At 41.3% G+C, this 26,805-nt stretch carries 28 protein-coding genes; 18 read left to right on the top strand and 10 right to left on the bottom strand.

Features of this window, described 5'->3' with window-relative positions; all coding sequences use genetic code 11:
- Positions 1–248: 248 nt before the first annotated feature.
- The 3 genes from prfA to pyrF are packed head-to-tail and all read left to right on the top strand — an operon-like array spanning position 249 to position 2,589.
- A complete protein-coding gene (prfA, locus tag ACFSJE_RS15585) occupies positions 249–1,325 on the top strand; it encodes a peptide chain release factor 1 (protein WP_379832302.1) in 1,077 nt (358 codons plus the stop codon).
- Positions 1,326–1,380: 55 nt separating this feature from the next.
- Positions 1,381–1,740, top strand: coding sequence for a four helix bundle protein (locus ACFSJE_RS15580; RefSeq protein WP_379831794.1), 360 nt, complete (start codon positions 1,381–1,383; stop codon positions 1,738–1,740).
- A 24-nt stretch (positions 1,741–1,764) separates the two neighbouring features.
- Positions 1,765–2,589, top strand: coding sequence for an orotidine-5'-phosphate decarboxylase (gene pyrF / locus ACFSJE_RS15575; protein ID WP_379831793.1), 825 nt, complete (start codon positions 1,765–1,767; stop codon positions 2,587–2,589).
- On the opposite strand, the gene ACFSJE_RS15570 is transcribed toward pyrF, so the two are convergent.
- Positions 2,590–2,784, bottom strand: coding sequence for a hypothetical protein (locus ACFSJE_RS15570; RefSeq protein ID WP_379831792.1), 195 nt, complete (start codon positions 2,782–2,784; stop codon positions 2,590–2,592). It abuts the gene before it with no gap.
- Between the two features lie 207 nt (positions 2,785–2,991).
- Here ACFSJE_RS15570 and ACFSJE_RS15565 point away from each other — a divergent pair, with 207 nt between their 5' ends.
- Positions 2,992–3,495, top strand: coding sequence for a hypothetical protein (locus ACFSJE_RS15565; protein WP_379831791.1), 504 nt, complete (start codon positions 2,992–2,994; stop codon positions 3,493–3,495).
- A gap of 212 nt (positions 3,496–3,707) precedes the next feature.
- On the opposite strand, the gene ACFSJE_RS15560 is transcribed toward ACFSJE_RS15565, so the two are convergent.
- Together ACFSJE_RS15560 and purU are read right to left on the bottom strand one after the other, a co-directional pair.
- Positions 3,708–4,412: a DUF4197 domain-containing protein gene (locus tag ACFSJE_RS15560; RefSeq protein WP_379831789.1), complete on the bottom strand. Its 705-nt coding sequence runs from the start codon at positions 4,410–4,412 to the stop codon at positions 3,708–3,710.
- Between the two features lie 69 nt (positions 4,413–4,481).
- Complete coding sequence (gene purU, locus ACFSJE_RS15555) at positions 4,482–5,330, bottom strand: formyltetrahydrofolate deformylase (protein ID WP_379831788.1); 849 nt, start codon at positions 5,328–5,330, stop codon at positions 4,482–4,484.
- Positions 5,331–5,472: 142 nt separating this feature from the next.
- Here purU and ACFSJE_RS15550 point away from each other — a divergent pair, with 142 nt between their 5' ends.
- Positions 5,473–8,931: a methylmalonyl-CoA mutase family protein gene (locus ACFSJE_RS15550; protein WP_379831787.1), complete on the top strand. Its 3,459-nt coding sequence runs from the start codon at positions 5,473–5,475 to the stop codon at positions 8,929–8,931.
- Between the two features lie 7 nt (positions 8,932–8,938).
- Here the strand turns inward: ACFSJE_RS15550 and ACFSJE_RS15545 are convergent, their stop codons facing one another.
- The gene (locus ACFSJE_RS15545) at positions 8,939–9,340 is read right to left on the bottom strand and encodes a hypothetical protein (RefSeq protein ID WP_379831786.1); all 402 of its coding nucleotides are present in this window, start codon (positions 9,338–9,340) and stop codon (positions 8,939–8,941) included.
- Positions 9,341–9,462: 122 nt separating this feature from the next.
- Here ACFSJE_RS15545 and ACFSJE_RS15540 point away from each other — a divergent pair, with 122 nt between their 5' ends.
- Both ACFSJE_RS15540 and ACFSJE_RS15535 read left to right on the top strand, forming a co-directional pair.
- Positions 9,463–9,915, top strand: a complete 453-nt coding sequence (locus ACFSJE_RS15540) for an Lrp/AsnC family transcriptional regulator (protein ID WP_379831785.1) — start codon at positions 9,463–9,465, stop codon at positions 9,913–9,915.
- A gap of 157 nt (positions 9,916–10,072) precedes the next feature.
- Entirely contained in the window at positions 10,073–11,398 is a 1,326-nt protein-coding gene (locus ACFSJE_RS15535; RefSeq protein WP_379831784.1) for an alpha/beta hydrolase, read from the top strand.
- Here the strand turns inward: ACFSJE_RS15535 and ACFSJE_RS15530 are convergent.
- Positions 11,385–12,119 carry a DJ-1/PfpI family protein gene (locus ACFSJE_RS15530; RefSeq protein ID WP_379832301.1) on the bottom strand — a complete coding sequence of 245 codons (735 nt, stop codon included), beginning with the start codon at positions 12,117–12,119 and terminating at the stop codon, positions 11,385–11,387. The two genes, ACFSJE_RS15535 and ACFSJE_RS15530, sit on opposite strands and share 14 nt — an antisense overlap.
- A gap of 62 nt (positions 12,120–12,181) precedes the next feature.
- Between ACFSJE_RS15530 and ACFSJE_RS15525 the strand changes: the two genes are divergently transcribed.
- Positions 12,182–12,820 carry a DUF1684 domain-containing protein gene (locus ACFSJE_RS15525; protein ID WP_379831783.1) on the top strand — a complete coding sequence of 213 codons (639 nt, stop codon included), beginning with the start codon at positions 12,182–12,184 and terminating at the stop codon, positions 12,818–12,820.
- A gap of 61 nt (positions 12,821–12,881) precedes the next feature.
- On the opposite strand, the gene ACFSJE_RS15520 is transcribed toward ACFSJE_RS15525, so the two are convergent.
- The 4 genes from ACFSJE_RS15520 to crcB form a co-directional block, all read right to left on the bottom strand.
- Positions 12,882–13,940, bottom strand: a complete 1,059-nt coding sequence (locus tag ACFSJE_RS15520) for a porin (RefSeq protein WP_379831782.1) — start codon at positions 13,938–13,940, stop codon at positions 12,882–12,884.
- Positions 13,941–14,071: 131 nt separating this feature from the next.
- Positions 14,072–15,352: an ammonium transporter gene (locus ACFSJE_RS15515; RefSeq protein ID WP_379831781.1), complete on the bottom strand. Its 1,281-nt coding sequence runs from the start codon at positions 15,350–15,352 to the stop codon at positions 14,072–14,074.
- Between the two features lie 31 nt (positions 15,353–15,383).
- A complete protein-coding gene (locus ACFSJE_RS15510; RefSeq protein ID WP_036379337.1) occupies positions 15,384–15,722 on the bottom strand; it encodes a P-II family nitrogen regulator in 339 nt (112 codons plus the stop codon).
- A gap of 269 nt (positions 15,723–15,991) precedes the next feature.
- Positions 15,992–16,366 (bottom strand): fluoride efflux transporter CrcB, encoded by a 375-nt coding sequence (gene crcB, locus ACFSJE_RS15505; protein ID WP_379831780.1) that lies wholly within the window; start codon positions 16,364–16,366, stop codon positions 15,992–15,994.
- A gap of 538 nt (positions 16,367–16,904) precedes the next feature.
- Between crcB and ACFSJE_RS15500 the strand changes: the two genes are divergently transcribed.
- Complete coding sequence (locus ACFSJE_RS15500; protein ID WP_379831779.1) at positions 16,905–17,291, top strand: pyrophosphohydrolase domain-containing protein; 387 nt, start codon at positions 16,905–16,907, stop codon at positions 17,289–17,291.
- 33 nt (positions 17,292–17,324) lie between these two features.
- Here ACFSJE_RS15500 and ACFSJE_RS15495 read toward each other — a convergent pair whose 3' ends face one another.
- Positions 17,325–18,392 (bottom strand): branched-chain amino acid aminotransferase, encoded by a 1,068-nt coding sequence (locus ACFSJE_RS15495; RefSeq protein ID WP_379831778.1) that lies wholly within the window; start codon positions 18,390–18,392, stop codon positions 17,325–17,327.
- A gap of 106 nt (positions 18,393–18,498) precedes the next feature.
- Between ACFSJE_RS15495 and ACFSJE_RS15490 the strand changes: the two genes are divergently transcribed.
- The 9 genes from ACFSJE_RS15490 (at position 18,499) to ACFSJE_RS15450 (ending at position 26,803) form a co-directional block, all read left to right on the top strand.
- Entirely contained in the window at positions 18,499–18,969 is a 471-nt protein-coding gene (locus ACFSJE_RS15490; protein WP_379831777.1) for a DUF4920 domain-containing protein, read from the top strand.
- Positions 18,970–18,971: 2 nt separating this feature from the next.
- The gene (gene mnmC2, locus ACFSJE_RS15485) at positions 18,972–19,634 is read left to right on the top strand and encodes a tRNA (5-methylaminomethyl-2-thiouridine)(34)-methyltransferase MnmC2 (RefSeq protein ID WP_379831776.1); all 663 of its coding nucleotides are present in this window, start codon (positions 18,972–18,974) and stop codon (positions 19,632–19,634) included.
- Between the two features lie 137 nt (positions 19,635–19,771).
- On the top strand, positions 19,772–20,734 hold the full coding sequence (locus tag ACFSJE_RS15480) for a TIGR01777 family oxidoreductase (protein ID WP_379831775.1): 963 nt from the start codon (positions 19,772–19,774) through the stop codon (positions 20,732–20,734).
- A 132-nt stretch (positions 20,735–20,866) separates the two neighbouring features.
- A complete protein-coding gene (locus ACFSJE_RS15475; RefSeq protein WP_379831774.1) occupies positions 20,867–21,442 on the top strand; it encodes a nucleotide exchange factor GrpE in 576 nt (191 codons plus the stop codon).
- Between the two features lie 6 nt (positions 21,443–21,448).
- A complete protein-coding gene (gene dnaJ / locus ACFSJE_RS15470; RefSeq protein WP_379831773.1) occupies positions 21,449–22,567 on the top strand; it encodes a molecular chaperone DnaJ in 1,119 nt (372 codons plus the stop codon).
- A gap of 182 nt (positions 22,568–22,749) precedes the next feature.
- On the top strand, positions 22,750–23,688 hold the full coding sequence (locus tag ACFSJE_RS15465) for an ABC transporter ATP-binding protein (protein WP_379831772.1): 939 nt from the start codon (positions 22,750–22,752) through the stop codon (positions 23,686–23,688).
- Complete coding sequence (locus tag ACFSJE_RS15460; protein ID WP_379831771.1) at positions 23,678–25,009, top strand: ABC transporter permease; 1,332 nt, start codon at positions 23,678–23,680, stop codon at positions 25,007–25,009. Before ACFSJE_RS15465 ends, ACFSJE_RS15460 begins: the two co-directional genes overlap by 11 nt.
- Before the next feature lie 4 nt (positions 25,010–25,013).
- Complete coding sequence (locus ACFSJE_RS15455; RefSeq protein ID WP_379831770.1) at positions 25,014–25,892, top strand: mechanosensitive ion channel family protein; 879 nt, start codon at positions 25,014–25,016, stop codon at positions 25,890–25,892.
- Between the two features lie 53 nt (positions 25,893–25,945).
- A complete protein-coding gene (locus ACFSJE_RS15450) occupies positions 25,946–26,803 on the top strand; it encodes a DUF6268 family outer membrane beta-barrel protein (RefSeq protein ID WP_379831769.1) in 858 nt (285 codons plus the stop codon).
- The last annotated feature ends 2 nt before the right edge of the window (positions 26,804–26,805 follow it).

The following is a 26,805-nucleotide window of genomic DNA, read 5'->3' as shown; positions in this document are numbered from 1 at the left end:
AAGCTCTCTTTTGATTTGTTATCCTGAAATTTCAGAAAATAAATCCCAATCAACATCAATTTAAAGCATACGACCGAAAAAAGGGAAACCTTAAAAAGAAATAGGAAAATGGTGATGGTATTGGACAGGATCAGAATGGTCTTATAGAACAGAAAGACAAGTCGATACGTTTTAAGGCGGAACAATGACCAAGGCATTTACTAAATGTACAAATTAATCGTAAATTCGCAGTCTTAGTGGATGGAGATATGCTCGATAAACTCAATATAGTTAAACAACGTTTTGATGAGGTCGCGGACCTTATAATTCAGCCGGATATCATTTCGGACCAGCAGCGGTACGTAAAACTGAACAAGGAATACAAGGACCTAAAATTATTGGTTGATAAACGGGAACAATACATCGAATTGACCAATAATATCAACGAAGCAGAGGAAATCATTGCCGATGGTAGTGATGCTGAGATGGTTGAAATGGCCAAAATGCAATTGGATGAAGCCAAAGGGGTCATGCCTAAATTGGAGGAGGAAATCAAATTCCTGTTGATTCCCAAGGACCCAGAGGATGCAAAGGATGTAGTGATGGAAATCAGGGCTGGGACCGGAGGTGATGAGGCCAGTATTTTTGCTGGGGATTTGTTCCGAATGTATACCAAATACTGCGAATCCCGAGGTTGGAAAACCAATATCATCGACTTGAATGAAGGTACCAGTGGTGGATATAAAGAAATTCATTTTGAGGTCACCGGTGAGGACGTATATGGCACCTTAAAGTTTGAAGCGGGAGTACACCGCGTACAACGTGTTCCACAAACCGAGACCCAAGGAAGGGTGCATACCAGTGCAGCCACTGTGATGGTGATTCCAGAAGCTGAAGATTTTGACGTGCAGATAGACCCAAAGGATGTTCGGATTGACTATTTCTGTTCTTCAGGTCCTGGTGGGCAGTCGGTTAACACGACCTATTCTGCTGTTCGATTGACACACCTTCCAACAGGATTGGTGGCGCAGTGCCAAGATGAAAAATCCCAGCACAAAAACAAGGACAAGGCCTTTAAAGTGTTGCGTTCCAGATTGTACGATATGGAATTGGCCAAAAGGCAAGCAGAGGATGCAGCCAAGCGAAATTCGCAGGTGAGCAGTGGGGACCGTTCGGCAAAGATTAGGACCTACAATTATCCCCAAGGTAGAGTTACGGACCACAGAATAGGACTTACGCTTTATGACCTGCAAAATATCATCAACGGAGATATTCAAAAAATTATTGATGAGCTGATGTTGGTTGAGAATACAGAAAAACTGAAGGAAGCTTCGGAGATTTTTTAGATAGGTTGGTGTTAGGTGTAGGGTATAAGGTTTTGGAAATGATTAAGAATGTAGATTGAGAAATTTTAGAGAACTGGAAATTTGGAAATGCGGAGTTGAATTGGTAAAAGATATTTACCTATTGATTGATAATTTTCCAAAAGTCGAGAAATATGGATTGACCTCCCAGATATCTAGATGTGTAATTTCTATACCATCCAATATAGCTGAAGGATGTTCAAGGGAATCCCAAAAGGATTTCTCAAGATTTCTTCAAATTGCATTAGGGTCTTCTTATGAGTTGGAGACCCAACTGTTGATTTCAAAAGAATTGGGATATATTGAAATTGAAGGCTATTCAAACTGTATCAAAAAGCTGAACAATCTTCAAAAGAGTATCAATTCATTGAAGAAGTATGCAGACTCTATAACCTAAAGCCAAATACCGAACACCCCAATAATGAAAATAGAGCATTTAATTTCCCAAATCCATCAAAAGAAATCTTTTCTCTGTGTAGGCTTGGATACTGATTTGGAGAAAATCCCTCAACATCTTTTAGAAGATGAGGACCCTATTTTTGCTTTCAACAAGGCCATCATTGATGCTACGCATTCCTTTTGTGTGGCCTACAAACCTAACATTGCTTTTTATGAAGCTTACGGCCTAAAAGGGTGGAAGTCCTTGGAACGCACCATGGCCTATTTGAATGACAAGCATCCTGAAATTTTCACAATTGCCGATGCCAAACGTGGGGATATTGGGAATACATCAACCCGTTATGCCAAAGCTTTTTTTGAAACGCTCAATTTTGATTCAATCACTATAGCACCGTATATGGGCAAGGATTCCGTGGAGCCATTTTTGGCATTTGAGGATAAGCACACCATTTTACTTGCCTTGACCTCCAATCAAGGGGCATTCGACTTTCAGACCAAAAAAGTGAACGGAGGAGAATTGTATAAAGAGGTGTTGAAAGTTTCCAAGTCCTATACCAACGCAGAGCGATTGATGTATGTAGTGGGAGCTACCAAAGCCACGTATTTAAAGGACATCAGGGAAATAATTCCGGATAGTTTTCTATTGGTTCCAGGAGTGGGGGCGCAAGGCGGCAGTTTGCAAGAAGTCTGTGCCTATGGAATGACCAAAAATGTAGGGTTATTGGTCAATTCGTCCCGCGGAATATTATACGCGTCAACTGGCGATGACTTTGCGGAGGCTGCTGCGAACGAAGCTCAAAAAATACAGATTGAAATGGAAGTTGAATTGGGTAAAATCCACAAGTAACTATCCTAAACTTTCCAATACTTTTTTGATGCTCTGTGCTTTGCGCTTGAAGAATTCAACCAAGTGCGTATCAGCATTGGATACATTGGATGCTTTCTCAATAAAATTTTTATATCTGAATTCCAAAATGGAAATCGCTTGGCTACCGCTGGTGATTGGAGTCACAGTTCCAACTCTACAATACTGATTATTCATAACTCAAGATTTGTTATATCAAAGATACGTTGAAAACGAGGTGGTGGATTACGTAGAAATAGGGGATACGTCTATAAATCAGGTTATTTATCTAAAAATTAACAGATTTGCTGCTTTCTTAAGGGTTTGGTTACGTTTTTTCTATGAAAAATTAACGTACATTTAGGAGAATAGTTTTGCTCTTGGTAAGACGTAAAACCGTATCCCATGAAAAAGATTTTCTTAGTAGGAGCCCTTTTTATTTTTTCATTCATCAATGGCCAAAACACCACCTCCTGTAATTGCTGTTCAGAGGACCAACAAGCATTTGATTTTTGGATTGGAAATTGGGAAGTAGCCAATTCCAATAATGGAACACCCGCTGGAACAAGTACCATCAGCAGGGAAGAGGATGGGTGTGTTATCCGCGAAAACTGGGTAAGTGCTACACCAGGTTATACAGGAACAAGTTTAAATTTCTATAATGCCCAAACGGACCAATGGGAACAACTCTGGGTGGACAACACCGGAGCATTTTTAAAATTGAAGGGAAACCGGGAAGGCAATCAAATGATTTTAACCTCGGATGAATTCACCAAAGACGATGGTAAAACCTACAGAAACCGTATCACTTGGACCAAAAATGATGATGGTACCGTGCGGCAACATTGGGAAGTACTACAAGGCGATGAAGCCACCACCGCTTTTGACGGAATCTACACCAAAAAATAGCATTTCTCAAAACAAAAAAACCGGTGCGAACACCGGTTTAAACTAACTAACTCAAAAAAATGCTAACTCAGATAATTTCTGTTTACAAAATTCCTGTTTAACCTTCAGGTCAAGGTTAATTTAACTTTAGGAATTTGTTATAATTGTCTCGTTTAATTGAGTTTATAACGACGATATTTTCAACTTATTGCACTATTCTGAAAAAATTATGATTAATCTTGAAGAGCGAACACTCTTTTTAACAAATCTGTTGTTCTAGAAGAAATTTTTGTCCGGATTTCTTGCTCTTCCACCGCAATCATTGTGTAGACTCCTTCCAGTGCTTGATTGGTGGTATAGTCCGTTAAATCTGGGTTTACGTCGTTAGTAAGGGGTAAGTTGTTATAACGGGTAATGATGTTGCTCCAGATTTTGTCGGCACCAACTTTTTGGAACGAATTTTTAATGATGGGGTTGAATTTATCGTACAACTTGGTCTTCGTGGAGGACTCCAAATATTGGGTAGCTGCGTCGTTACTCCCCAAAAGAATCTGGCGTGCGTCATTAAAGGTGATTCCCTTTACGGCTTCAACAAAAATGGGAGTGGCTTCGCCGACAGCATCTTCAGCCGCCCTGTTGATAATGCGCAACCCTTCATCCGCCAAGTTTCCAAGACCCACATCCCTGAGGGTTTTGTCCACTTTTTGAAGTTCCTCCGGAAGCAAAATCTTAACAAGTTCATTCCTGAAAAATCCATTTTCCAACGCAAGTTTGTTCACCTGTTTTTCAATGCCCATGTTCAAGGCTTCCCTGAGTCCTTGGGCAATTTCGGCATTTCCTATTCCAGTAGGTCCTTGGGGCAATTGGTTCACAACCTGTTGCAGTTCAGTGCATGCCACCAGTTGAAAAACCAATACGAATAGCAGTGTTCGTTTCATGGTAAATTTTTTATAGTTCGACTGAAATTTAGGTAGAAACGGCAAGAAACCGATTTTTATTCGATATAATTAAGAGAAAATAACCGTCTTATTATTGTAGACCATGGTTTTTCGGGCCACGTGGAGTTGCACAGCCCTAGAGAGCACAATACGTTCCAAATCTCTTCCCTTGGCAATGAAATCTTGGATGGAATGCGAGTGCGACACTGCGGTGACGTCCTGCTCAATGATGGGGCCAGCGTCCAATTCCGAAGTCACGTAGTGGCTGGTGGCACCAATGATTTTCACGCCGCGTTCAAAGGCCGCATGGTAGGGCTTGGCACCTACAAAAGCAGGAAGAAAGGAGTGGTGGATATTGATGATTTTTTGCGGATAAATATCTATCAACTTTGGCGATACAATTTGCATGTAACGAGCTAAAACAATAAAATCCACTTCGTGTTTTTTAAGCAGTTCCAATTGTTTGTTCTCAGCCTCCTCCCGAGTGTCTTTGGTCACCGGAACATGGTAAAACGGAATCTGAAACTGCTCTGCCACATATTCCAAATCACGGTGATTACTTAAAATAAAAGGAATGTCCACAGATAGCTCAGTGGAGTTGTATCGGCTCAGCAAATCATACAAACAATGGTTGTATTTGGATACGAAAATGGCCATTTTAGGTTTGTAAGCACCCAGATAAATGTCCCACTCCATCTGAAATTTTTGGGCGAGTTCCTCCTCAAATCCTTTTTTGAATTCTTCCAGAGAAACTTGTTTTTCAAACTCACTTTCCAAACGCATGAAGAAAACACCCACCTGCTTGTCCACATGTTGATCTAAATAAACCACGTTGCCTTCTTGCTGGTGCACAAAGGTGGTCACTGAGCGTATAATGCCGGATTGATCAGGGCAATGGATAAGTATGGTAAGCTTCATAATGCATTTTTGGCCGAGTAAAATTAGGGTATTCAAAAAAGGAAGTCCAAGCTTTTTGGACTTTTTGTAATATCCTGAACAAAATCGAATTTGACTTGCATTTTCTGTAAATTGCAGGGCGAAAACAGACCTTTTATTGCAAATGGAACAACCAAAAACCTACAAACCCAAGCATAAAATCAGAATAGTGACGGCGGCCTCCCTTTTTGATGGCCATGATGCCGCCATAAATATTATGAGGCGAATTATACAAGCCACTGGGGTTGAGGTGATTCATTTAGGTCATGATAGGAGTGTTGCGGAGGTAGTGGATTGCGCCATTCAGGAGGATGCCAATGCCATAGCCATGACCTCGTACCAAGGAGGGCATAACGAGTATTTTCGGTATATGTTCGATTTGCTGAATGAAAGAGGTGCAGGGCACATCAAAATTTTTGGTGGTGGTGGTGGTGTGATTCTTCCAGAGGAAATAAAGGAATTGATGGACTATGGTGTAGAGCGGATTTATTCTCCAGATGATGGAAGGCAAATGGGGCTTCAAGGGATGATCAATGATTTGGTGGAACGATGTGATACCGCTGTTCCCGATTTGCAAGTTCCCAAAGGGAAAAAGTTGGAAAACTTATTGGAGGACAAGGATTCCAACACCGTTGCCCGATTGATTTCCTTGGCTGAAAACCGTCATGAGGAGTTTGAAAAATATGAAAGTGGGATTCAAAATGCACAGAGTGCGGTTCCTGTACTTGGAATCACAGGTACCGGTGGTGCTGGAAAATCCAGTTTGGTGGACGAATTGGTGCGCCGATTTTTGATTGATTTTCCTGAAAAATACGTGGGTATCATTTCCGTGGACCCTTCCAAACGGAAAACGGGCGGTGCATTGTTGGGTGACCGAATCCGAATGAATTCCATCAATAACGAGCGTGTCTATATGCGTTCTTTGGCTACCCGTCAATCCAATTTGGCGTTGTCCAAAAATGTTTCCGAAGCCGTCCAAGTACTTAAAGCAGCAAAATTCGACCTGATTATTTTAGAAACATCCGGAATTGGGCAATCCGATACCGAAATTTTGGAACACAGCGATGTGTCGCTTTATGTGATGACACCCGAATTTGGTGCGGCAACCCAGCTGGAGAAAATTGATATGCTGGATTTTGCGGATTTGGTGGCCATCAACAAGTTTGATAAAAGAGGGGCGTTGGATGCGCTTCGTGATGTGAAAAAACAATACGCCCGAAACCATGGATTGTGGCATGCCGCTGAAGACGATTTGCCTATTTATGGGACCATTGCTTCGCAATTCAACGACCCGGGAATGAACAGCCTGTATAAAAAGGTGATGGATACGCTGGTGGAAAAGACAGATTCCAAATTGGTGTCTTCTTTTAAGGTGAGTGAGGAAATGACAGAAAAAATCTACGTCATTCCTCCGTCCCGCACCCGGTATTTATCCGAAATAGCAGAAAATAATAGGTTATATGATACCAAAGCCAAAGAGCAGTCCAAAATTGCACAACAGCTATATGGAATTTTCTTGACCCTTACGGCTATTTTGGGCATGGAGGCTGAAAACGCCGAAGAAGTTCTTTTGGATAAAACAGGTTTGAATGAGAATGAGGTTTTTTCAAAAACGAAAACTGAAGAGGAAAAGACTTTAGCCAGTTTGCTGATAAAGGAGTTTGATAAAATCAAAATGAACTTGCTACCCCAGCATTGGGACACGATGTTGAAGTGGAAGGAAAAAGTAAATCGATATAAATCAGACGTATATTCTTTTAAGGTTCGTGATCGGGAAGTCAATATAAAAACTCACACAGAATCGTTATCTCACAGTCAAATACCCAAAGTGGCTTTGCCAAAGTACAAGGCGTGGGGCGATATCCTCCAGTGGATACTTCAGGAAAATGTGCCTGGCGAATTTCCGTACACGGCCGGCTTATACCCGTTCAAAAGGGAAGGGGAGGACCCCACCCGAATGTTTGCTGGTGAAGGTGGCCCCGAGCGCACCAATCGAAGGTTCCATTATGTGAGCTTGGATATGCCCGCCAAGCGCTTGTCCACGGCATTTGACTCGGTTACCCTTTATGGAAATGACCCCAACCACAGACCTGATATTTATGGAAAAATCGGAAATGCTGGGGTATCCATTTGCTGTTTGGATGACGCTAAAAAGCTCTATTCCGGATTTGATTTAAGTAATCCCATGACTTCGGTGAGTATGACCATCAATGGTCCGGCACCAATGCTCTTGGCTTTTTTTATGAATGCCGCCATTGACCAGAATTGTGAGAAATATATTCAAGAAAATGGTCTGGAAGATGATATTGAAAAGAAAATAGCGGCCCTGTACCAAAAGAAAGGTGTCCCCCGTCCTTCTTATTTTGGAAAACTTCCCGAAGGAAATAATGGTTTGGGGCTTATGCTTTTGGGGGTCACGGGAGACCAAGTATTGCCTCAAGAGGTATATGCCAGAATCAAAACGGAAACCTTGTCGCAGGTTCGCGGAACGGTTCAAGCTGATATTTTAAAGGAAGATCAGGCCCAAAACACTTGTATTTTTTCCACGGAATTTGCTCTGAAGCTGATGGGCGACGTGCAGGAGTATTTTATTGAGCAACGAGTTCGAAATTTCTATTCAGTTTCGATTTCTGGGTACCATATCGCGGAGGCTGGAGCAAATCCTATTACGCAGTTAGCCTTCACATTGTCGAACGGGTTCACGTACGTGGAGTACTATTTAAGTCGCGGGATGGACATCAACAAATTTGGTCCCAACTTGTCCTTCTTTTTTTCAAATGGAGTTGACCCGGAGTATGCTGTCATCGGCAGGGTGGCAAGACGAATTTGGTCCAAGGCCCTTAAAGAAAAATATGGCGCTGACCCAAGAGCCCAAATGCTCAAATACCATATCCAAACCTCGGGAAGAAGTTTGCATGCCCAGGAAATCGACTTCAATGATATCCGAACGACCTTGCAGGCGCTCTATGCCATCTATGACAATTGTAATTCCCTGCATACCAATGCTTATGACGAGGCAATCACAACGCCTACGGAAGAATCCGTGCGTAGGGCGATGGCCATTCAATTGATTATTAATAAGGAGTTGGGACTGGCCAAAAATGAGAATCCCATCCAGGGCTCCTTCATCATAGAAGAGTTGACGGATTTAGTAGAAGAGGCCGTTTTATTGGAGTTTGACAGAATCACGGAACGCGGTGGCGTATTGGGGGCCATGGAAACCATGTACCAACGCTCCAAAATTCAAGAGGAAAGCTTACATTATGAAACCTTGAAGCATTCCGGGGACTATCCCATTATTGGGGTCAATACCTTTTTAAGTTCCAAAGGTTCACCTACCATTTTACCTGCGGAGGTAATTCGAGCCACAGAGGAGGAGAAGCAAAATCAAATACAAACGCTGCAAAATTTACATCAACGGGAAAAAGATGAGGCTCTAAAGCAGTTGCAAGAATTACAACAGACGGCCATCAATAATGAAAACTTATTTGAAAAACTGATGGAAGTTTCCAAACATTGTTCCTTGGGGCAGATAACCAAGGCCCTTTTTGAGGTCGGGGGTCAGTACCGGAGAAATATGTAAAAGGGAATTAGTCGTTTCGGTTGTGGAACGACTTTCTCCATTTTTTATAGGAGATTCTAAAAATCTTGATTTCCCTGCGGAGTAGGTTCAAATATTCCTTTTCCTTGACACCATCGCGCTCCAAACCATTGCAATAGGCCAAAATATTTCGCGTCATGATGTTGATGAAAGTAAGGCTTCGCATCCGAACGGAGTAAGAATTGCTAAGGGCTGCTTGTTCCACTTCTTTGGTGATTAGGGAAGCATCATTTAATAACGATGCAGTGATATCATCACGAAAACTATCAATTTTTCGCCAAGACAGTCGCTCCCTGTTATGGGCAAAGTAGGTGGCGACAGCTTCGCTCATATCGCGAAGTGCCAACGAATTGCGGTATACAACCAAGGAATTAAGAGAGTTTCTCTCCATGTTTTCAAAGCAATTTTGTACACTAAAATTACTGAGGAATTGAAAATTTCAACTTTAGTTTTAAAATTGAAAAATAGATTATACCTTTAAAATTAAAATTTTATCGACTTATTTCTTTTAATATGAAGATAGATGCGCTTAATTGGCAAATTTTGGGGCACTTGCAGCATAATGCAAGGGAGTCTTTTTCACATATTGGTCGAGAAGTGGGGCTTACACCCCCCGCAGTTGCCGAACGGGTAAAAAAGATGGAGGACCTAGGAATTATTGAAGGGTATGGAGCCAAGATTTCTTATGTTAAAGCAGGGCATCAGTTCAAGGCAATCATCATGCTACGTGCTTTTATGGGGAAGCTGAAACCTTTTTTGGATAAAGTAAAATCACTCCAAGAAGTGGTCAATTGTTACCGAATCACCGGAAACGAGAACATTATTATGGAGGTGGTGCTTCGAGATCAATCCCACCTGGAAAAATTTATCGATGAACTCATTGTTTATGGTGAATGCCGGACCCACATCGTGTTGTCCAACGTGGTGGCCCATGCCCCGATTAAAAGTGGGAAACAGGGAAAGTAAAAATCCATTAACTTTATAGAACAGGAACCAAGCTTTGTTTTGGCCAGATTTTTGCTATGATAGAATTATGAAAAATAAACAGCTACTCGCATTTCTCTCCTTTATTTGTTTGACTTCGATTTCCGCGCAACAAATGGTATTAAAAAAGGGCGAGATTATGGACTCCATACCCGTCCAAGATTCCATACCCAGTTCATTTTCCTTGTATTTGCCCCGAGATTTTTCTGTGGAAAAACAGTGGCCCTTGCTGCTCGTTTTTGATTTGGATGGAAAGGAACGGCAGGCATTGTCCATATTCGTGGCCGCTGCAGAAGAGGAAGGATATCTGTTGGCCGCTCCAAAAGTTCGCGATTCGGTTTCATTGACCACAAATATGATCGTGACCAACAATGTTTTGGAAGAAATCGTGAATATGCTGCCTATTCAAAAAGAGCGCATTTACACCGCAGGTGCTGCCAGTGGCGGCCGTTTCGCTGGGCTTGTGCCCATATTTATAAAGGGAATAAACGGTACGCTTTCCATGGGGGCCTCTTTGACCAATACCGATTTGTTGAATGTTAAACGCCCTTTCCATTTTATCGGTGTGGTCAGTAAAAATGACTACAACTATACCACCATGTTGGATGATGAAAAGCTCTTGGATCGATTTAAATTTCCGAATCAGGTGTTGTTGCATGAGCAGAAAAGTGCTTGGCCAGAAATAACATACCTGCAAAAAGGACTCCAATTGTTTACGTTGGGCGCCATGGGAAGAAAATGGATTCCTACTGATTCCTCATATGTTGAAGCGGCTTATCAAGAGGATGTGGCCAAAGTAAATCGGTTGAAAAATTCCGGTGAATTGATTTGGGCGGAACAATATTTGGGCGAAATGATGTCCATGTACGGTGCCCATAAGAATCTGGATTCCCTTCGGGAAGTGCAAAAAGAACTCCGTCGAGACAAACAATATAGAGCCATGAAGCGTTCGGAAAATGCCGCTTTTTCCAAAGAAATATTGATGAAAGAGAACTATCAATATGATATGGAAGAGGATATGTTCGCGCACAACTTCAAGAATTTGGGTTGGTGGAATTATCAAATGACGGAGCTGGATAAGTTCATCAAAGGTTCCAATATCCATGAAAAGGAGATGGGAAATCGCTTGGTAGGATTTTTAAATGCGCTTGCTGAGGACAACATCGCGCTTGTGCAATCGGGGCAAGTGATTGATGAGGATGCCCTGGCCTTTTTGTATATGCTGAAGACCATTTTGGAACCTGATAATTTTGAGTTCTACCTGAAAACCATTTCGCTCAGTGCAAAAAATGAGGATTTTGGAACCGCTCTATTTTATTTGGAGGAGGCTCTTAAAAAAGGATTTAAGGATAAGGATAAGCTGTATAATTTGGAAGATACAGCATTACTTCGGATTACCTCTGAGTTTAATACTATGGTAGAAAAGTATCTAAAGGATTCCCGCTACGAAATTATTGAGCAATAAATCGGGGAACATCGTCCAAATTCCAGTCAATGACCAATCCGCCGGCTATGGATTGCGCTATTTCTTTTCCATATAAATACTCGCAGAGGTAGAGCGCGGCTTCAAAACTTTTGGCCCCACCTGCGGAGGTAATGAACTTTCCATCATGGACAAAAAGAACACTGTCTTTTGCATCCAGCTGGGGAAACATCTTTTTATAGGTTGAAATATCACTCGGAAAAGTGGTGGACGCCACGTCATCCAACAATCCGGCTTTGGCCAAAACAAAGGCACCATCGCAATGTGAGGTAACAAAAAGAGCATCCTTTGACGCTTTCTTTACAAAATTCAGCATCAAGGAGTCTTGCAGGTCTGTGTCCAAATGATGCTCTGCGCTGGGCACCACCAAAATATCAATATTGGGAATGGAATCTTGTGTATAGTCAAAATCGGGCAGGATTCGGATGCCTTCAAAGGTGGTAATGGGTTCCAAGGTATTGGCAACCGTGAAGGTGTTCATGGCCTTGATGCCCTCTCGGTATTGGGTATGCTGAAAAATATCAAAAGGGGCGGTGAACTCCGTATTGTATGTCCCGTCCATGATCAAAAAGGCAGTGTTGTATCGATTTGGCTGGATTTCTGGCAACCTTCTTTCGGTGGTTTTATGGTCAACTTTGGGTGTTTTCTTTTCCGAACATCCTGATACGAAAATGAGTAGACTTAGTAGGAGTATGTTTTTCATCATAATGACACTAAGGTAGTATTAAGAATGATTTCTGCTAATTTTGCGGTAAAATTACACCCATGAAGTATTCAATTTTGGTCTTAGCGATTCTGATGATGTCCTGTGGAAGGGGCAAAAAGTATCACGATGAAACGACTGCAGCGGAACCGGATTCACCTTTGGTGGCTGATATTTTGGAATTTCAAAAAGAATTGAATGCAAGCTATAAGGATCCCGAGACCTCTCCATTACCGGATAGGTATCGAAAGGATTTTGAGACGTTGGATTTCTTCAAACCGGATACAGCGTATGTGGTCAAGGCCAAGTTTGTGCGAACTCCGGATGCTGTTCCCTTTCTAAATCCCACTACTACGGATAGAAAAACAGAGGAAGTGGTTTATGGTATTGCCCATTTTACCTTGAATGGAAAAGAGCATCAATTGGAGGTATACCAAAGTTTGGGATTACTGGACCAAGAAGAATATAAGGATTATCTCTTTTTGCCTTTTTTGGATGAAACCAATGGAAATGAAACGTATGGGGGAGGACGTTATATAGATTTGACCATTCCTGAAGGAGATACGTTGGTCATCGATTTTAATAAGGCGTACAATCCGTATTGTGTGTACAATAAAAAGTACTCCTGCCCTCTAGTGCCAAGGCAAAATTATTTGAGAACTAATGTGAGAGCAGGAGTGAAAGATTTTAGTAAAGACTAAAAAAGCCTTAATCCCGGGGGAGTAAGGCTTTCTATTAGCATTAAAATTTTATTTCTTGGGCCTAGAAAGAGTAGATTGCAGCAAACAATACAGAAGCTAAACTTGCTGTTGGAGCCAAATCATTGTCGATGAATGTATCTTCAGAGGCGCTATCCAAACGAATTTCTGGTTTTAGAATAAGGTCTCCGATAGTAGCACTTCCTGTTAAAGTAATGGCAAAAACACTTGCGTCACCATCTGCATCAAATACGTCACCAATGGCACCAAATTCATCTGTTTCCATAAAATACTCACCTCTTAAACCGAGTGTGAAGTTCTCAGAAGTGGCCAATTGAGGATAAAGGGCAACACCTGTAAAGCTACCTGCATTGTCATCAGCGCTAAAGTGAGCGGCGTTGATGCCCAAGAAGAAATCTTCGGTTACATCAAAACCACCAGTAAAGTCAATTTCAAAGCTGCTTTGGCTGTATACAAAGTTCAAGAATTGTCCAGAGTATCCCAATTGTGCACCTACCGCATAATCACCGGTTGGATTGAACTCGGTCAAGTCGGTTGGGTTCATTACGGCCAACATGGCAGACCAGTCATTTCCTAGGTCAAAATCAGCTTTCAAACCAGTGTGGCTGAAAGGTCCATAAGAGAATAGGTAAGAAGTACTGTAGTTGAAGTTGGCCACTGGGGAGATAACCTCATAACCCAAGAAGGTGTTGAAGTTACCAAAGGTCAACGTAACATCGTCACTTACATTCCAGTACACATACAATTGGTTGATGATATCACCAGTCATGGAGTACATTGGTGAAGCAAAAACAGCATCCGTACCTCTAGGACCGAATACCAAATCAGCTACAAAACCTACTTTTTCACCTTCGTAAGCAGCAACCAGATTGGCCATACCCAATGAAAAACCAGGCAAATTGGCGAACGAAGAACCGGGGGCAATGGCCTCCTCATCGTTAGGAGCTGTTAGGTTAGCTCGGTAATATGCATCTACAGAACCACTAAAGCTAAACTTTGGGGCGGTTTCTTCCTCTTCCTGTGCAAAAGCACTAACAGAAATCAATGCCAATGCGGCGAAAGCTAAATTTTTTACGAAATTTGTATTTATAATCGTTTTCATATCATAATCGTTTTAAGTTGTCCTTGTTTAGGACAGAGTTGTTTAATTGTGAGTTGTGTTTGAAAAGGTTATTTAACGGAGCGTTTGGCAGAACGCTCCGTTTCCTTTTATATGAGTTGTGTTGTGAAATTTTATTTATCCTGGGAAATGTGCTCTGGATACGCTTCGATACCATGCTCATGGATATCCAAACCTTCCACTTCTTCTTTCTCAGAAACACGAAGTCCGATGGTCTTCTTCAAGATGAACAATACAACGAAGGTTGCAAGAGCTGCCCAAAGGATATAGGACAAAGAACCATAGGTTTGTACCCATAGTAATTTGGCACCACCTCCATAGAACAATCCACCATCCAAGGCGAAGAATCCAATCAAAGCTGTTCCTAGGAAACCACAGGTTCCGTGTACAGAAATAGCACCTACGGGATCATCAATCTTTAATTTTTTGTCGATGAACTCGATGGAGAGCACTACTACGATACCACAGATAAGACCAATGGCCAATGCACCCCAAGCGCTAACAGCACCACATCCGGCGGTAATACCTACCAATCCGGCCAAAGCACCGTTCAAGGTCATGGAAATATCAGCTTTACCATATTTTGCCCATGTGAAGAACAAAGCTCCAATGGCACCGATGGCAGCAGCCAAGTTTGTGTTGATGATTACACTGGAAGCAGCAATGGTATCATCACCACCCCAAGCCAATTGGGAACCTCCGTTAAATCCGAACCATCCCAACCAAAGGATAAATACCCCAAGGGCACCGAACATCATATTGTGACCAGGAATAGCCTGAGCCTTTCCATCCACATATTTTCCGATTCTTGGACCTACCATGATAGCAGCAACCAAAGCGGCACCACCACCTACAGCGTGTACAACGGATGAACCAGCAAAATCGATGAAACCGGCAGTGTTTAACCAAGCATCATCATCAAATGGCCAGTACCAGCTACCTGAGATAGGGTAGATAAGGGTGGTCATCATTGCTGAGAAAATCAAATAGGTTGAAAATTTGGTTCTTCCGGCGATGGCTCCAGATACAATTGTTGCAGCTGTTGCACAGAATACAGTTTGGAAGAATAGGTTGTACCAATCATCGGCACTGAAAAAGAAGTACCCTTGATCAGCAGGACTGGTTCTAAAGAATCCTCCGCCCACAAGTCCGCTACCATACATGATACCGTAACCTACGGCCCAGAACATTACCGAACCAACGGCAAGGTCCATAAGGTTTTTCATAATAATGTTACCCGAGTTCTTGCTGCGGGTAAAGCCAACTTCCACTAATGTGAATCCTGCTTGCATAAAGAACACCAAAATGCCCGCGATCAATATCCACAAAGCGCCCATATCAGCAGTGATTGCTTCTACGGCTTTATCTATTGCTTCTTGTTCTTGTAAAATCATAATCTAAGTTTTTGAGTTTTTGGTTATACTTTTAATTGATTCCAGCACTACCGCTTTCTTTAGTCCTGATTCTGTACGCTTGAATCACATCTGAGACGAAAATTTTCCCATCTCCCACATTTCCTGTGCCCGCTGTGTCCAATAATACATTCACGGTTTTGTCTAGAAAGTCATCTGATACTACGATAACCAAATACCTACGCTGTATATCACTGGTACTATAGGAAATACCACGATACACATGTCCTTGTTTCTCATTTCCAACTCCGGTTACATCCCAGTAACTGAAGAAGTTAACCTCAATTTGATGGAGCGCTTTTTTCACCTCATCAAACTTGGATTTTCTAATAATTGCCTCGACTTTTTTCATAATTAAGTAGTTAATTGATGTCTCAAATATATGGTAATTCAATCAAGACCATGAAAAATTGGAGGGTATTGGTGGGATTTTTATGGTTCTAAAAAAAATACCCCATATATTTTAGGGGTATCTGATTTTAATCTATTTTTTGTTAAAAATTTTTTGATTTTTTCTTAACATTTACATTATATGGATTATGATTTCACATCAAAATCAGAGATTTGTGTGATTTCTGTTCGGTTTTTAACAAAAATTAACTATGAAAATGAAATTTATAACTATTCGCCGAGTTTGGATAGCCATAATCCGAAAACTACGGCCAAAACACCGATGACGATGCTGGAAATCATATAAATAGAAAAATGGAGAAGTTCACTGTTCTTTAAAAGAAAGTTTTTTTCAAAAGCAAAAGCAGAGAAAGTGGTGAAGCCGCCACAAAACCCAGTGGCCAAAAAAAGAGTTGTATTATAGGATAGAATATTGCCTCTGGCCGATAGACCCAAAATAAATCCGATTAGCAGGCAGCCAACAATGTTTACCAAGAAAGTCCCGTAGAAGAAATTAGGGGATAGTACGTTTAAGGGTTTGGAAATTAAGAAACGAAGAACGCTTCCAAATCCTCCACCTAAAAAAACAAGAAAGGCCTGTTTCATGCCCTAAAGGTACAAACTATACCGCTTCCTTGTATTCGGTTTCAGAGGTCTCGCGGGGGAATAATTTTGTGATTGAGTTCTCTGAAATTTTCTGAATTGGTTTTCTAAACCTTTCGCTAGCTCCGTTGACACTAAAAATCAACAGAAGAGCATTAATAGCAAGTAAAATGAAAAGAAGGCTGAAAAATGTGGTCATTTGTTGTGCTAAATTAATGTTAAACAAAAGTACGGTTTTTCCTATAGTATACGAACCAAAGTGCTTTTTTAGTTGTGAAAGCCCTCATTTTTGTTGCGAATGCAAAGTCAGTGTTAATTTTTGAGAAAGTGCTTAATCAAAAACAGAAAAATTATAAAAGTCACAAAGGAAATCAGAATCCAAGCCACACCTTTATAGTTTCTTTTGTGAAGTTTTTTGTCCTTTTTATATGAAAGTGAGATAATTATAATAAAGACCACTAAAAAAAGTACTGCAAAGATTAACTGTCCGGTGCTGAACATATTTCATATTTTTACGCAAAGCTAAATCAAAATACGTGCAATGGAAAGTAAAATAAAAGCGGTTGAACTCTTTCACAATTCCTTTGGCCTTGGTGTTTCCCAAGAGCCTGTAGCAAATTTGGGTTCAGAAAAGAACAAACTGCGTTTCAATTTAATGGATGAAGAGAACAAGGAATACTTGGAAGCGGCCAATGAAGGTGACTTAATTGAAGTAGCCGATGCCTTGGGTGATATGCTGTACATTCTTTGTGGAACCATATTGGAACATGGAATGCAATATAAAATAGAAGAAGTCTTTGAGGAAATTCAACGCAGTAATATGAGCAAGTTAGGTGCTGATGGAAAACCTATCTATCGTGAGGATGGTAAAGTGTTGAAGGGCCCCAACTATTTTAAACCAGACATTCAAACTATAATGGACAAATAAAAAAAAAGCACCTTATTAAGGTGCTTTTTTGTTTTATACGACTTCGTGTCGCCATCCAAATTTGTCTTCCGCTCTATTATATTGTATATCGGTGATGCGTTTTTTCAGCAAGGAAGCATAACTGTCCTTCAACTCAGGAAGGTCATAATCAACCCCCTCATAGCCAAAGGCTGATATCGGCGATACCACTGCAGCGGTACCCGCCCCGAACATTTCTTTTAGAGAACCATTCTTGGCAGCATCCACCACTTCTTTAACGGAAACCTTGCGAATCTCTGTTTTGATGCCTTCATCTTCGGCAATGTCCAAAATACTTTTTCGGGTGATACCATCAAGGATTCGGTCATTGGTAGGAGCGGTCAATAAGGTATCATTGATTCGGACAAAAACATTCATGGCACCAGCCTCTTCAATGAACTCGTGGTTGTTGTCATCGGTCCAAATTACCTGCTGATATCCTTTTTCTGCAGCCAAACGGGTTGGATAAAACTGACCTGCGTAGTTTCCACCGGTCTTGGCAAAACCTACACCACCATTGGCAGCGCGGGAATATTGTTTTTCTATCAATACCTTCACTTTTCCGGAGAAATAAGAGCCAGAAGGGGCGCAACAAATGATGAATTTATATTCATCTGCTGGCGAGGCATGAAAACCATTGCCCGAAGCAAACATAAACGGACGTATATATAAGGAACTACCCGCATTTTGTGGAATCCAATCGCTGTCCACATGCAAAAGTGTGGTCAAGCCATCCATAAAATAGGATTCTGGAAGCTCTGGCATGGCCATCCTTTTGGCCGATTTGTTCAAGCGTTTAAAATTTTCCAAAGGTCTAAACAGCCAAACGCTGCCACTCTCGTCTTTGTATGCCTTCATTCCCTCAAAAATGGACTGCCCATAATGAAAGATTTTTGAAGATGGGTCCAGGGTAATAGGTTGATAAGGAACCACCTTTGGCGCTTGCCATTGCCCGTTTTTATAATCACAGACGAGCATATGGTCGGTATAAATACTTCCAAAGGAAAGGTTGTCAAAATCAACATCCTTAATTTTTGATGTCTTTGCTTTCTCGATCGTTACGTTGTTCATCACTGCTTCCATTTCAATAACTTTTGGAAAGTTAAAATTAGCTATTTATCACTAGTTTTCGTTATTTCATGATTCTAATTTCAATTCTTGGACAAGAATTTCTCAAAAGCTGATAAAAATGAGACCTTTTAACATATATCCTACCGTTTTCTTACTGTTTTTGGCAAATTTGATAATGGCCCAAGAGGGCACATCGGGAAGTTATTTTGGAGAAAAATTCACAATTGAAGATGGAATCCAACAAAAAGAGCCTGTTTATGCCCAACTTGCTGTTACTGATACGGTCATGACACAAATGACCGGAAAAATTACAGAAGTATGCCAAGCCAAAGGCTGTTGGATGAACGTTGCTTTGGATTCTGGGGATGAAGTTTTTGTACGATTTAAAGACTATGGTTTTTTTGTGCCGAAGGACGCAGCGGAGAAAACGGTATTTATGAATGGACTGGCTTTTTTGGAAGAAATGTCTGTTGAGGACCAAAAGCACTACGCAAAGGATAGTGGTGCTTCGGAAGAAGAAATAGCCCAGATTACCGAGCCCGCTCACATTCTCCGTTTTGAAGCGGACGGGGTACTCATCAAAAATTAAGTTTGAAACGAAAAATCATAACCACAGGAGATGGTTCAAAGACCATCCAGATTGAGGATTGGGACGAACAGTACCATTCCAAACACGGTGCCATCCAAGAAGCCTATCATGTTTTTATTGAACATGGACTACGATTGTTCCAAAATGAGCACATCCATATTTTGGAAATCGGTTTTGGGACTGGGTTGAATGCACTCATCACTCTTTTGGAAGCGCCAAAGCAACAATTAAAAGTGGACTATGTTGGGGTGGAGGCCTATCCAGTTTCCATGGATGAAGTGAACGAACTGGATTATTGTTCACAACTTCACGCAGAAGACCATCAACCACTGTTTGAAAAAATGCATCAATCCCTTTGGGAGGAGAACCATGCTATTGCCAGTAACTTTTCGCTGTGCAAACAACAAAAGGACTTTCTGGACATAAATGACGCGGATTTGTTTAACCTTATCTATTTTGATGCTTTTGGTGCCCGCGTTCAACCTGAGCTTTGGACAGAGGAAATTTTTGAAAAAATGTTCACGGCCCTCAAAAAAGATGGTGTTTTGGTCACCTATGCAGCCAAGGGCAGTGTGCGCAGGGCATTACAGGCTGTTGGCTTTACCGTGGAACGTCTTCCCGGCCCCCCGGGCAAGCGGGAGATGCTCCGGGCCATTAAAAAATGATGTTTTCCCAATGTTGTGTTAAGAGGTAGAATGGGAACACTCTTAAAATCAATTAAAGTTTAAACATTTCTGTTAAACCTAAATTAATGCCTCAAAAACAGCCACTTAATCTTGTAAATTTGTTATAAAATGATTGTATGAAGGTGTTGATAACAGGAGCTACCGGGTTAGTGGGACAAGCAATTGTGAAAGTTTTGCACGACCAAGGGATAGCCGTAAATTATTTAACTACAAGCAAGGATAAAATATCCAATTCGGAAACATACCAAGGATATTATTGGAATCCGAATAAGGGAGAAATCGATTTGGATTGTTTCAAGAATGTTGGAGCCGTGATTAATTTGGCTGGAGCCAGCATTGCAAAACGATGGACCCCGCTCCGAAAAAAGAAAATACGCTCAAGCCGAATCAATAGTCTTCGGACCTTGTATAGGGGTATGGAGCAAGTGGATATTTCATTGATGGATTCCTTTGTTTCGGCATCGGCTATTGGAATCTACCCAGATTCCCTCTCTAAATTTTACGAGGAGAACGAAAAAGAGGTAGATGACAGCTTTGTGGGCGAAGTGGCCCAAAAGTGGGAAGCTGAAGTAGATTCTTTTAAAAAATTTGACATCAATGTATCCAAAGTTCGTATCGGTATTGTGTTGTCCTCGGAAGGTGGTGCTTTACCGCAAATGGCGGCACCCATCAAAAACTTTATTGGTGCCCCGTTGGGTAGCGGAGACCAGTGGCAATCTTGGATTCATATTGAGGATTTGGCCCAACTATTCGTTTTTATCATAGAGAACAACCTGAAAGGCACATACAATGGTGTTGCCCCAAATCCGGTGACCAATGCCAAAATGACCAAGGAATTGGCCAGAGCTATGGACAGGCCCTTGTGGATGCCCAACGTACCCAAATTTGCATTAAAATTACTCTTGGGAGAAATGGCGTACTTGACGTTTTCCAGTCAGCGAGTCAGTAGTAAAAAAATAGAAAACGAGGGATTCGGTTTTCAATACCCCAATATTTGTGTAGCCCTTCAGCAGCTTTATGCCGAAAAAAGCGAAAAGGAGGTCTTACCTGTTGAATCCACTAAAAAGGAATTGGTTTAATCCGAAACCATACAAGAACAAGGACATAAATCCGCTTAGGCGGATTTTTTTATGTTTTGTGGTGACATTTTGACATTTTTAGACAATTGGCAGTACTTTTGCCATTTCAAAAAAGGAATAAAATAAACGTATATGAGCAAGAAAAGTAAGGTTGAGGAAATGGATGAGGCAGCACAAGATGCCCAAACTGTTGAAAATCCTGAGCTGAACGAAGAACATATAAATGCTGAAAACGCAACTGAAACGCAGGATGAACTATCAGCTGAGGATCAGTTGCGTGAAGATTTGGCCAAGGAGAAAGATAAGTTTTTGAGGCTTTTTGCTGAATTCGAGAACTTTAAGCGTAGAACCTCCAAAGAACGTATGGAATTGTTCAAAACTGCAGGGCAAGAAGTAATCGTGTCATTATTGCCTGTTATGGACGATTTTGAACGAGCGTTGAAAGAACTTTCTAAATCAGAGGACAAGGAAATGTTCAAAGGTGTGGAGCTCATCAGCAATAAATTTAAAGAGACCCTTAAGGCAAAAGGATTGGAGCAGATAGAAGTTGGCGAAGGAGATACTTTTGATGCCGAGGTCCACGAGGCCATCACTCAAATTCCTGCACCCAACAAAAAATTGAAGGGTAAGATTATCGATGTCATCGAGAAAGGATTCAAACTGGGAGACCGAATCATTAGACATCCCAAGGTGGTAGTTGGAAACTAAGCGTGTATGAAAGAGGATTTTTACGACATATTAGGAGTTTCAAAAGGTGCATCCGCGGCTGAAATAAAAAAGGCCTACCGGAAAAAAGCCATTGAATTCCACCCAGACAAAAACCCAGGCGATGCCAAGGCCGAGGAAATGTTCAAAAAGGCGGCTGAAGCCTATGAAGTTTTGAGCGACCCCGACAAGCGTGCCAAATATGACCAATACGGTCATGCAGCCTTCGATGGCAGCGGCGGTTTTGGCGGTGGAGGCATGAACATGGATGATATCTTCAGTCAGTTTGGGGATATCTTTGGTAGTGCTTTTGGCGGTGGCTTTAGCGGTTTCGGAGGCTTTGGCGGAGGCGGACAACGTCGGGTCAAAGGAAGTAACCTTCGCATCCGGGTAAAACTGACTTTGGATGAAGTGGCCAATGGCGTAGAGAAAAAGGTCAAGGTCCGCAGAAAGGTTCAGGCTGAAGGCGTAACCTATAAAACCTGTCCTACCTGTAATGGAAGCGGTCAAATCACCAAGATTACCAATACCATTTTGGGTCGAATGCAGACTGCGACTACTTGTACCACTTGCGGCGGTTCCGGTCAGTCTATTGATCAAAGACCTGCAGGTGCCGATGCCCAAGGATTGAAGGTTGAGGAAGAAACAGTTTCCATTAAGATTCCGCCAGGGGTTGAGGATGGTATGCAGTTAAAAGTGGCCGGCAAAGGTAACGGAGCTCCTGGAAATGGAATTCCCGGAGATTTGCTCGTCGCTATTGAAACCGTTGAGCACGATACCTTAAAAAGAGAGGGGGATAACCTTCACTATGATCTATACATTAGTATTTCCGAAGCGGTTTTGGGCTGTTCCAAAGAAATAGACGCTATCGGAGGTAAGGTTCGTATAAAGTTGGAGGCCGGAATCCAATCTGGAAAAATATTGCGATTGCGAGGTAAGGGAATCACCAGTATCAATGGTTATGGTAGTGGGGATTTGTTGGTCCACGTCAATGTTTGGACTCCAAAAGAGCTAAATAAAGAGCAGAAAGAGTTTTTTGAGCGCATGCAGAACGATGAAAATTTCATCCCAAAGCCCGAAAAATCAGATAAATCCTTTTTTGAAAAGGTAAAAGACATGTTCTCGTAACAATAAAAATATTTCTGTTTAAATAAAAAACGTATATTTGAAACTGATGTTGGGTGACCAATATCTAATTTTCTTTTTCATAGCAATTTTTTTCCCATCCTTGAATTCTTTAAGGGTGGGTTTTTGTTTTTACAGGATAGTGTCTTATTCACCAAATACATATCTTTGAAAAAATAGTTTACATGGATCATATCCTTGTTGCCAAAAATGTTTCCAAAACATACGGAAACTACACTGCGCTGAGCAACATTTCACTCAACATACCTAAAAATTGCATTTATGGTCTTTTGGGCCCAAATGGGGCCGGAAAAACCTCTTTTATTCGGATTATCAATCAAATTACCTATCAAGATTCTGGCGAGATTTTGTTCAATGGTGAGCCTTTGGCTCCCAGACACATCTCTTTGATTGGATATCTTCCAGAAGAACGTGGACTCTACAAAAGTATGAAGGTGGGGGAGCAGGCATTGTATTTGGCCCGTTTAAAGGGATTATCTAAAACAGAGGCCAAAACCAGATTGAAATACTGGTTTGACCGTTTGGATATTGGCGATTGGTGGAACAAGAAAATCCAAGAACTTTCCAAAGGAATGGCGCAGAAAGTACAGTTTATTGTCACTGTGCTGCACGAACCTAAACTTTTGATTTTTGATGAACCCTTCAGTGGTTTTGACCCTATAAATGCCAACATCATCAAAGATGAAATCCTTCAGTTGAAAGAGCAGGGAACCTCCATCATTTTTTCCACACACCGCATGGAATCTGTGGAAGAGCTTTGCGAGTATATCGCATTGATTCATAAATCAGAGAAAATATTGGATGGAAAGCTTTCTGACATCAAAAAAGCATACAAGAACAATATTTTTAATGTTGGACTTCAAGTGCAGCAGAATGAGGCGGCTCTCATGAAGACCTTGGAGGATAAATTCAATATTATGGCTCCAAAGTTTGATGACATGGAGCATCAATTGGATTTTAAGATTCAATTACCTTCGGAGGATACTGGGGGTGTTTTGGCAGAATTATCGAAATTGGCCAATGTCAACCGTTTTGAGGAAACCATTCCATCGGCCAACGATATTTTTATTCAAACCGTAAATAATAAGGACAATGGGAGGTAAGCTCGGTTTGATTATAAAACGGGAGTATTTGGCCAAGGTGCGAAATCGCTCGTTCATTGTCATGACAATTTTGAGCCCGTTGCTGATTGTGGGAATGATTGTGCTGATAGCCTATCTCACCAAAATCAACTCTGATGAGGTGCGTGTGGTCTCAATACTTAACGAAAGCAGTTTTTTTCAGCATCAATTTAAACCTTCAAAAGGCATTTCCTACCTTTATATGGATGGCATCAGCTTGGAGGATGCCAAGGATTCCACCAATGCATTGGGGTATTACGGACTATTGCACCTTCCGAACGAAAAGGATGCGGAGCAGGTTGCAAAATCGGCTTATCTCTTCACAAAGGACAACCCAAATTCTACAATCATTCAACAACTGGAAGCCGTTTTTCAAAGACAATTACGGCAAGACCGATTGCAAAGACTTGGGGTTTCAGCGGACCAATTTTCCAAAGTGGAGCAGCCGTTCGACCTTCAATTGGCCACTTTTGATGGCGAAAAAAGTGTAAAAGGTGTCAACGAAATCAAAGCTTTTATCGGCGGAGGATTTGGCTATGCCATTATGATGTTCATTATTATTTACGGCGGATTTGTAATGCGAAGCGTCATTGAAGAAAAGACCAGCCGAATCATTGAAGTCATTATTTCTTCTGTAAAACCCTTTCAATTGATGCTCGGGAAAATCATTGGAACTTCCTTGGCAGGCATTACTCAATTTACCATTTGGCTCATTTCAGCATCCGTTCTGCTACTGTTGGCTGTTACGTTTTTGGGAATTGATTTGGGAGAACTTTCCGGCAATTCCGCAGCCATGCCCGGCATGTCGCAATACGCTGCCATGGACAGTGATGTGCTTATGTATGCTAGAGAAATTTTGGATATACCATGGGCGCTGTTGATTTTCTCCTTCTTTATTTATTTCGTTTTGGGATATCTGATTTACAGTTCCATTTATGCCGCCATAGGAGCTGCGGTGGACAACGAAACAGACACTCAGCAGTTTATTTTTCCGATAATTCTACCCTTAATGTTGGCCATTTATGTGGGGTTCTTTTCCGTTTTTAGCAATCCACATGGGCCAATAGCTGTCGGATTTTCGTTATTTCCCTTAACTTCACCTATAGTTATGCTTATGCGCCTCCCTGGAGGAGTTGGTGAAGGAGGAGTACCATGGTGGCAATTGTTGTCGTCCATAGCTTTGCTCATAGTTACATTCTTAGGAATTGTATCGCTGGCATCAAGAATTTATAAGGTTGGAATTTTAATGTATGGTAAAAAACCCACCTATAAAGAATTGGTTAAATGGTTAAGATATAAATAGGAACATGCAGGAAGAGGGAAAAGAAATAAAGGAAATTATTGAAAAGGACATCTGGGGAACCGTAAAGGATTTTCTGGATTTAGGGTTCCAAATCGGGACAGAGGAAAAACCCATCCATATGACTATTGGGTTGCTGTTGCTTTTGACCTTTGCCCTTTTTATGGCCAACGTTTTGCTAAAATGGCTCCGCCATCTCCTTACCCGAAAAATGGAGCGCGAAGACAAGCAAAAGTTTGTCAGTATTTTTAAGTTCATCCATTACGTGGTCTACCTTATTGCGGTTTTGGTCACACTTAGTGCCGCTGGTGTGGACATTACCTTGGTCATAACCGCATCTGCCGCCCTCTTTGTTGGTTTGGGTCTGGCTTTGCAAGAACTATTTAAAGATGTTCTTGGGGGAATCTTCATTATTGTGGATAAATCCTTGCAAGTAGGAGACATCGTGGAAGTTGATGGAAAAGTGGGTAAGGTGTTTGAAATAAAATTGAGAACCACCCGTGCCATCACGAGAGATGATAAAGTACTGATTCTTCCCAACCACAAGTTTATCAGTGATATTGTTTACAACTATACCCAAAACCATAAAACAACAAGGGAAAGTGTTAGCGTTGGCGTAGCCTATGGAAGTGATGTCGATTTGGTCACCAAGATTCTGATGCAAATCGCCACAGAACAGAAACAAGTACTCAAAAATCCCAGACCTTTTGTCCTTTTTGATGACTTTGGAGATTCGGCCCTACTGTTCTCCATTCACTTTTTTACGAACGATAGTTTTAGCGATCCCAAGATAAAAAGTGAAATGCGCTATAAAATCAATACAAGATTTAAAGAAAATAACGTTACTATTCCGTTTCCACAGCGTGACGTACATATTATTCAGTAAAAAACCCGAAGAAAATAAAAACCTCACTATACCACACTGCAACCAGGGGACTGTTGGTTTCCCTTGCAATATTATATAGCCATATTGGATTTGGGCAGAGCACCGATATTTTCAGGATTGACTACATGAACATCCCAGAAAATGATACCGGTATCAAAACCCAGCGTTATAAAATACTCTTTAACCTGCCCATTCAACTGAATGCTAAAAAGGACTACCTCCTTACCGGTATGGAATACAACCGGTTCGACATGGGGTATTCGCGTGATTTTCCATTTGATAAAAGTGAACTGATTCGTTTTCATGTGGTTGATTTAAACTTAGGATTCATCACCAAGTGGAATGAAAACTGGAATTTGGTTACCATTCTCACCCCCCGGATGGCATCCAATTTTACCAGCGGAACCATTACAGATGATTTTTTTCTCAATGCAACGGCAACCCTTTGGAAAGAACAACCCAATGCGGATAAACCGTTTAGAATCGTGCTGGGCTTGACCTATAACAGTACAACCGGTCTGCCCGTTCCCTTGCCATTGATCAACTACTACCGGAGGTTTCATCCGAAGTGGTCGTATACCCTGGGAATTCCAAAAACGAGCTTTAATCATTACATCAGCAAAAAGCATTCGTTGGAAATGGCATTATTCTTGGATGGGTATTTTATGAATATCCAGGACAATATCATTTTGCCCGACAATCAGGTTGCATCCAAAATATCACTGACGGCTTTGGTGGCCACTGTGGGATATCAATACAACCTTACCAAAAATATGTCCCTTTTTCTAATGGCCGGCCGATCCATTGAACAAGAAGGAAAGCTCAGGAATGACGATCAAGGCGATGTTTTTTTGTTGAATAACGAGTCAAATCTTTATATTAGGACTGGGTTCAAAATAGGAATTTTTTAAAA

It is taken from the genome of Flagellimonas iocasae (genome assembly GCF_042682725.1).
Taxonomy (GTDB): Bacteria; Bacteroidota; Bacteroidia; order Flavobacteriales; family Flavobacteriaceae; genus Flagellimonas; species Flagellimonas iocasae.
The sequence above is the reverse complement of the archived record's forward strand: the minus strand, read 5'-3'. Positions and strand labels throughout refer to the sequence as shown.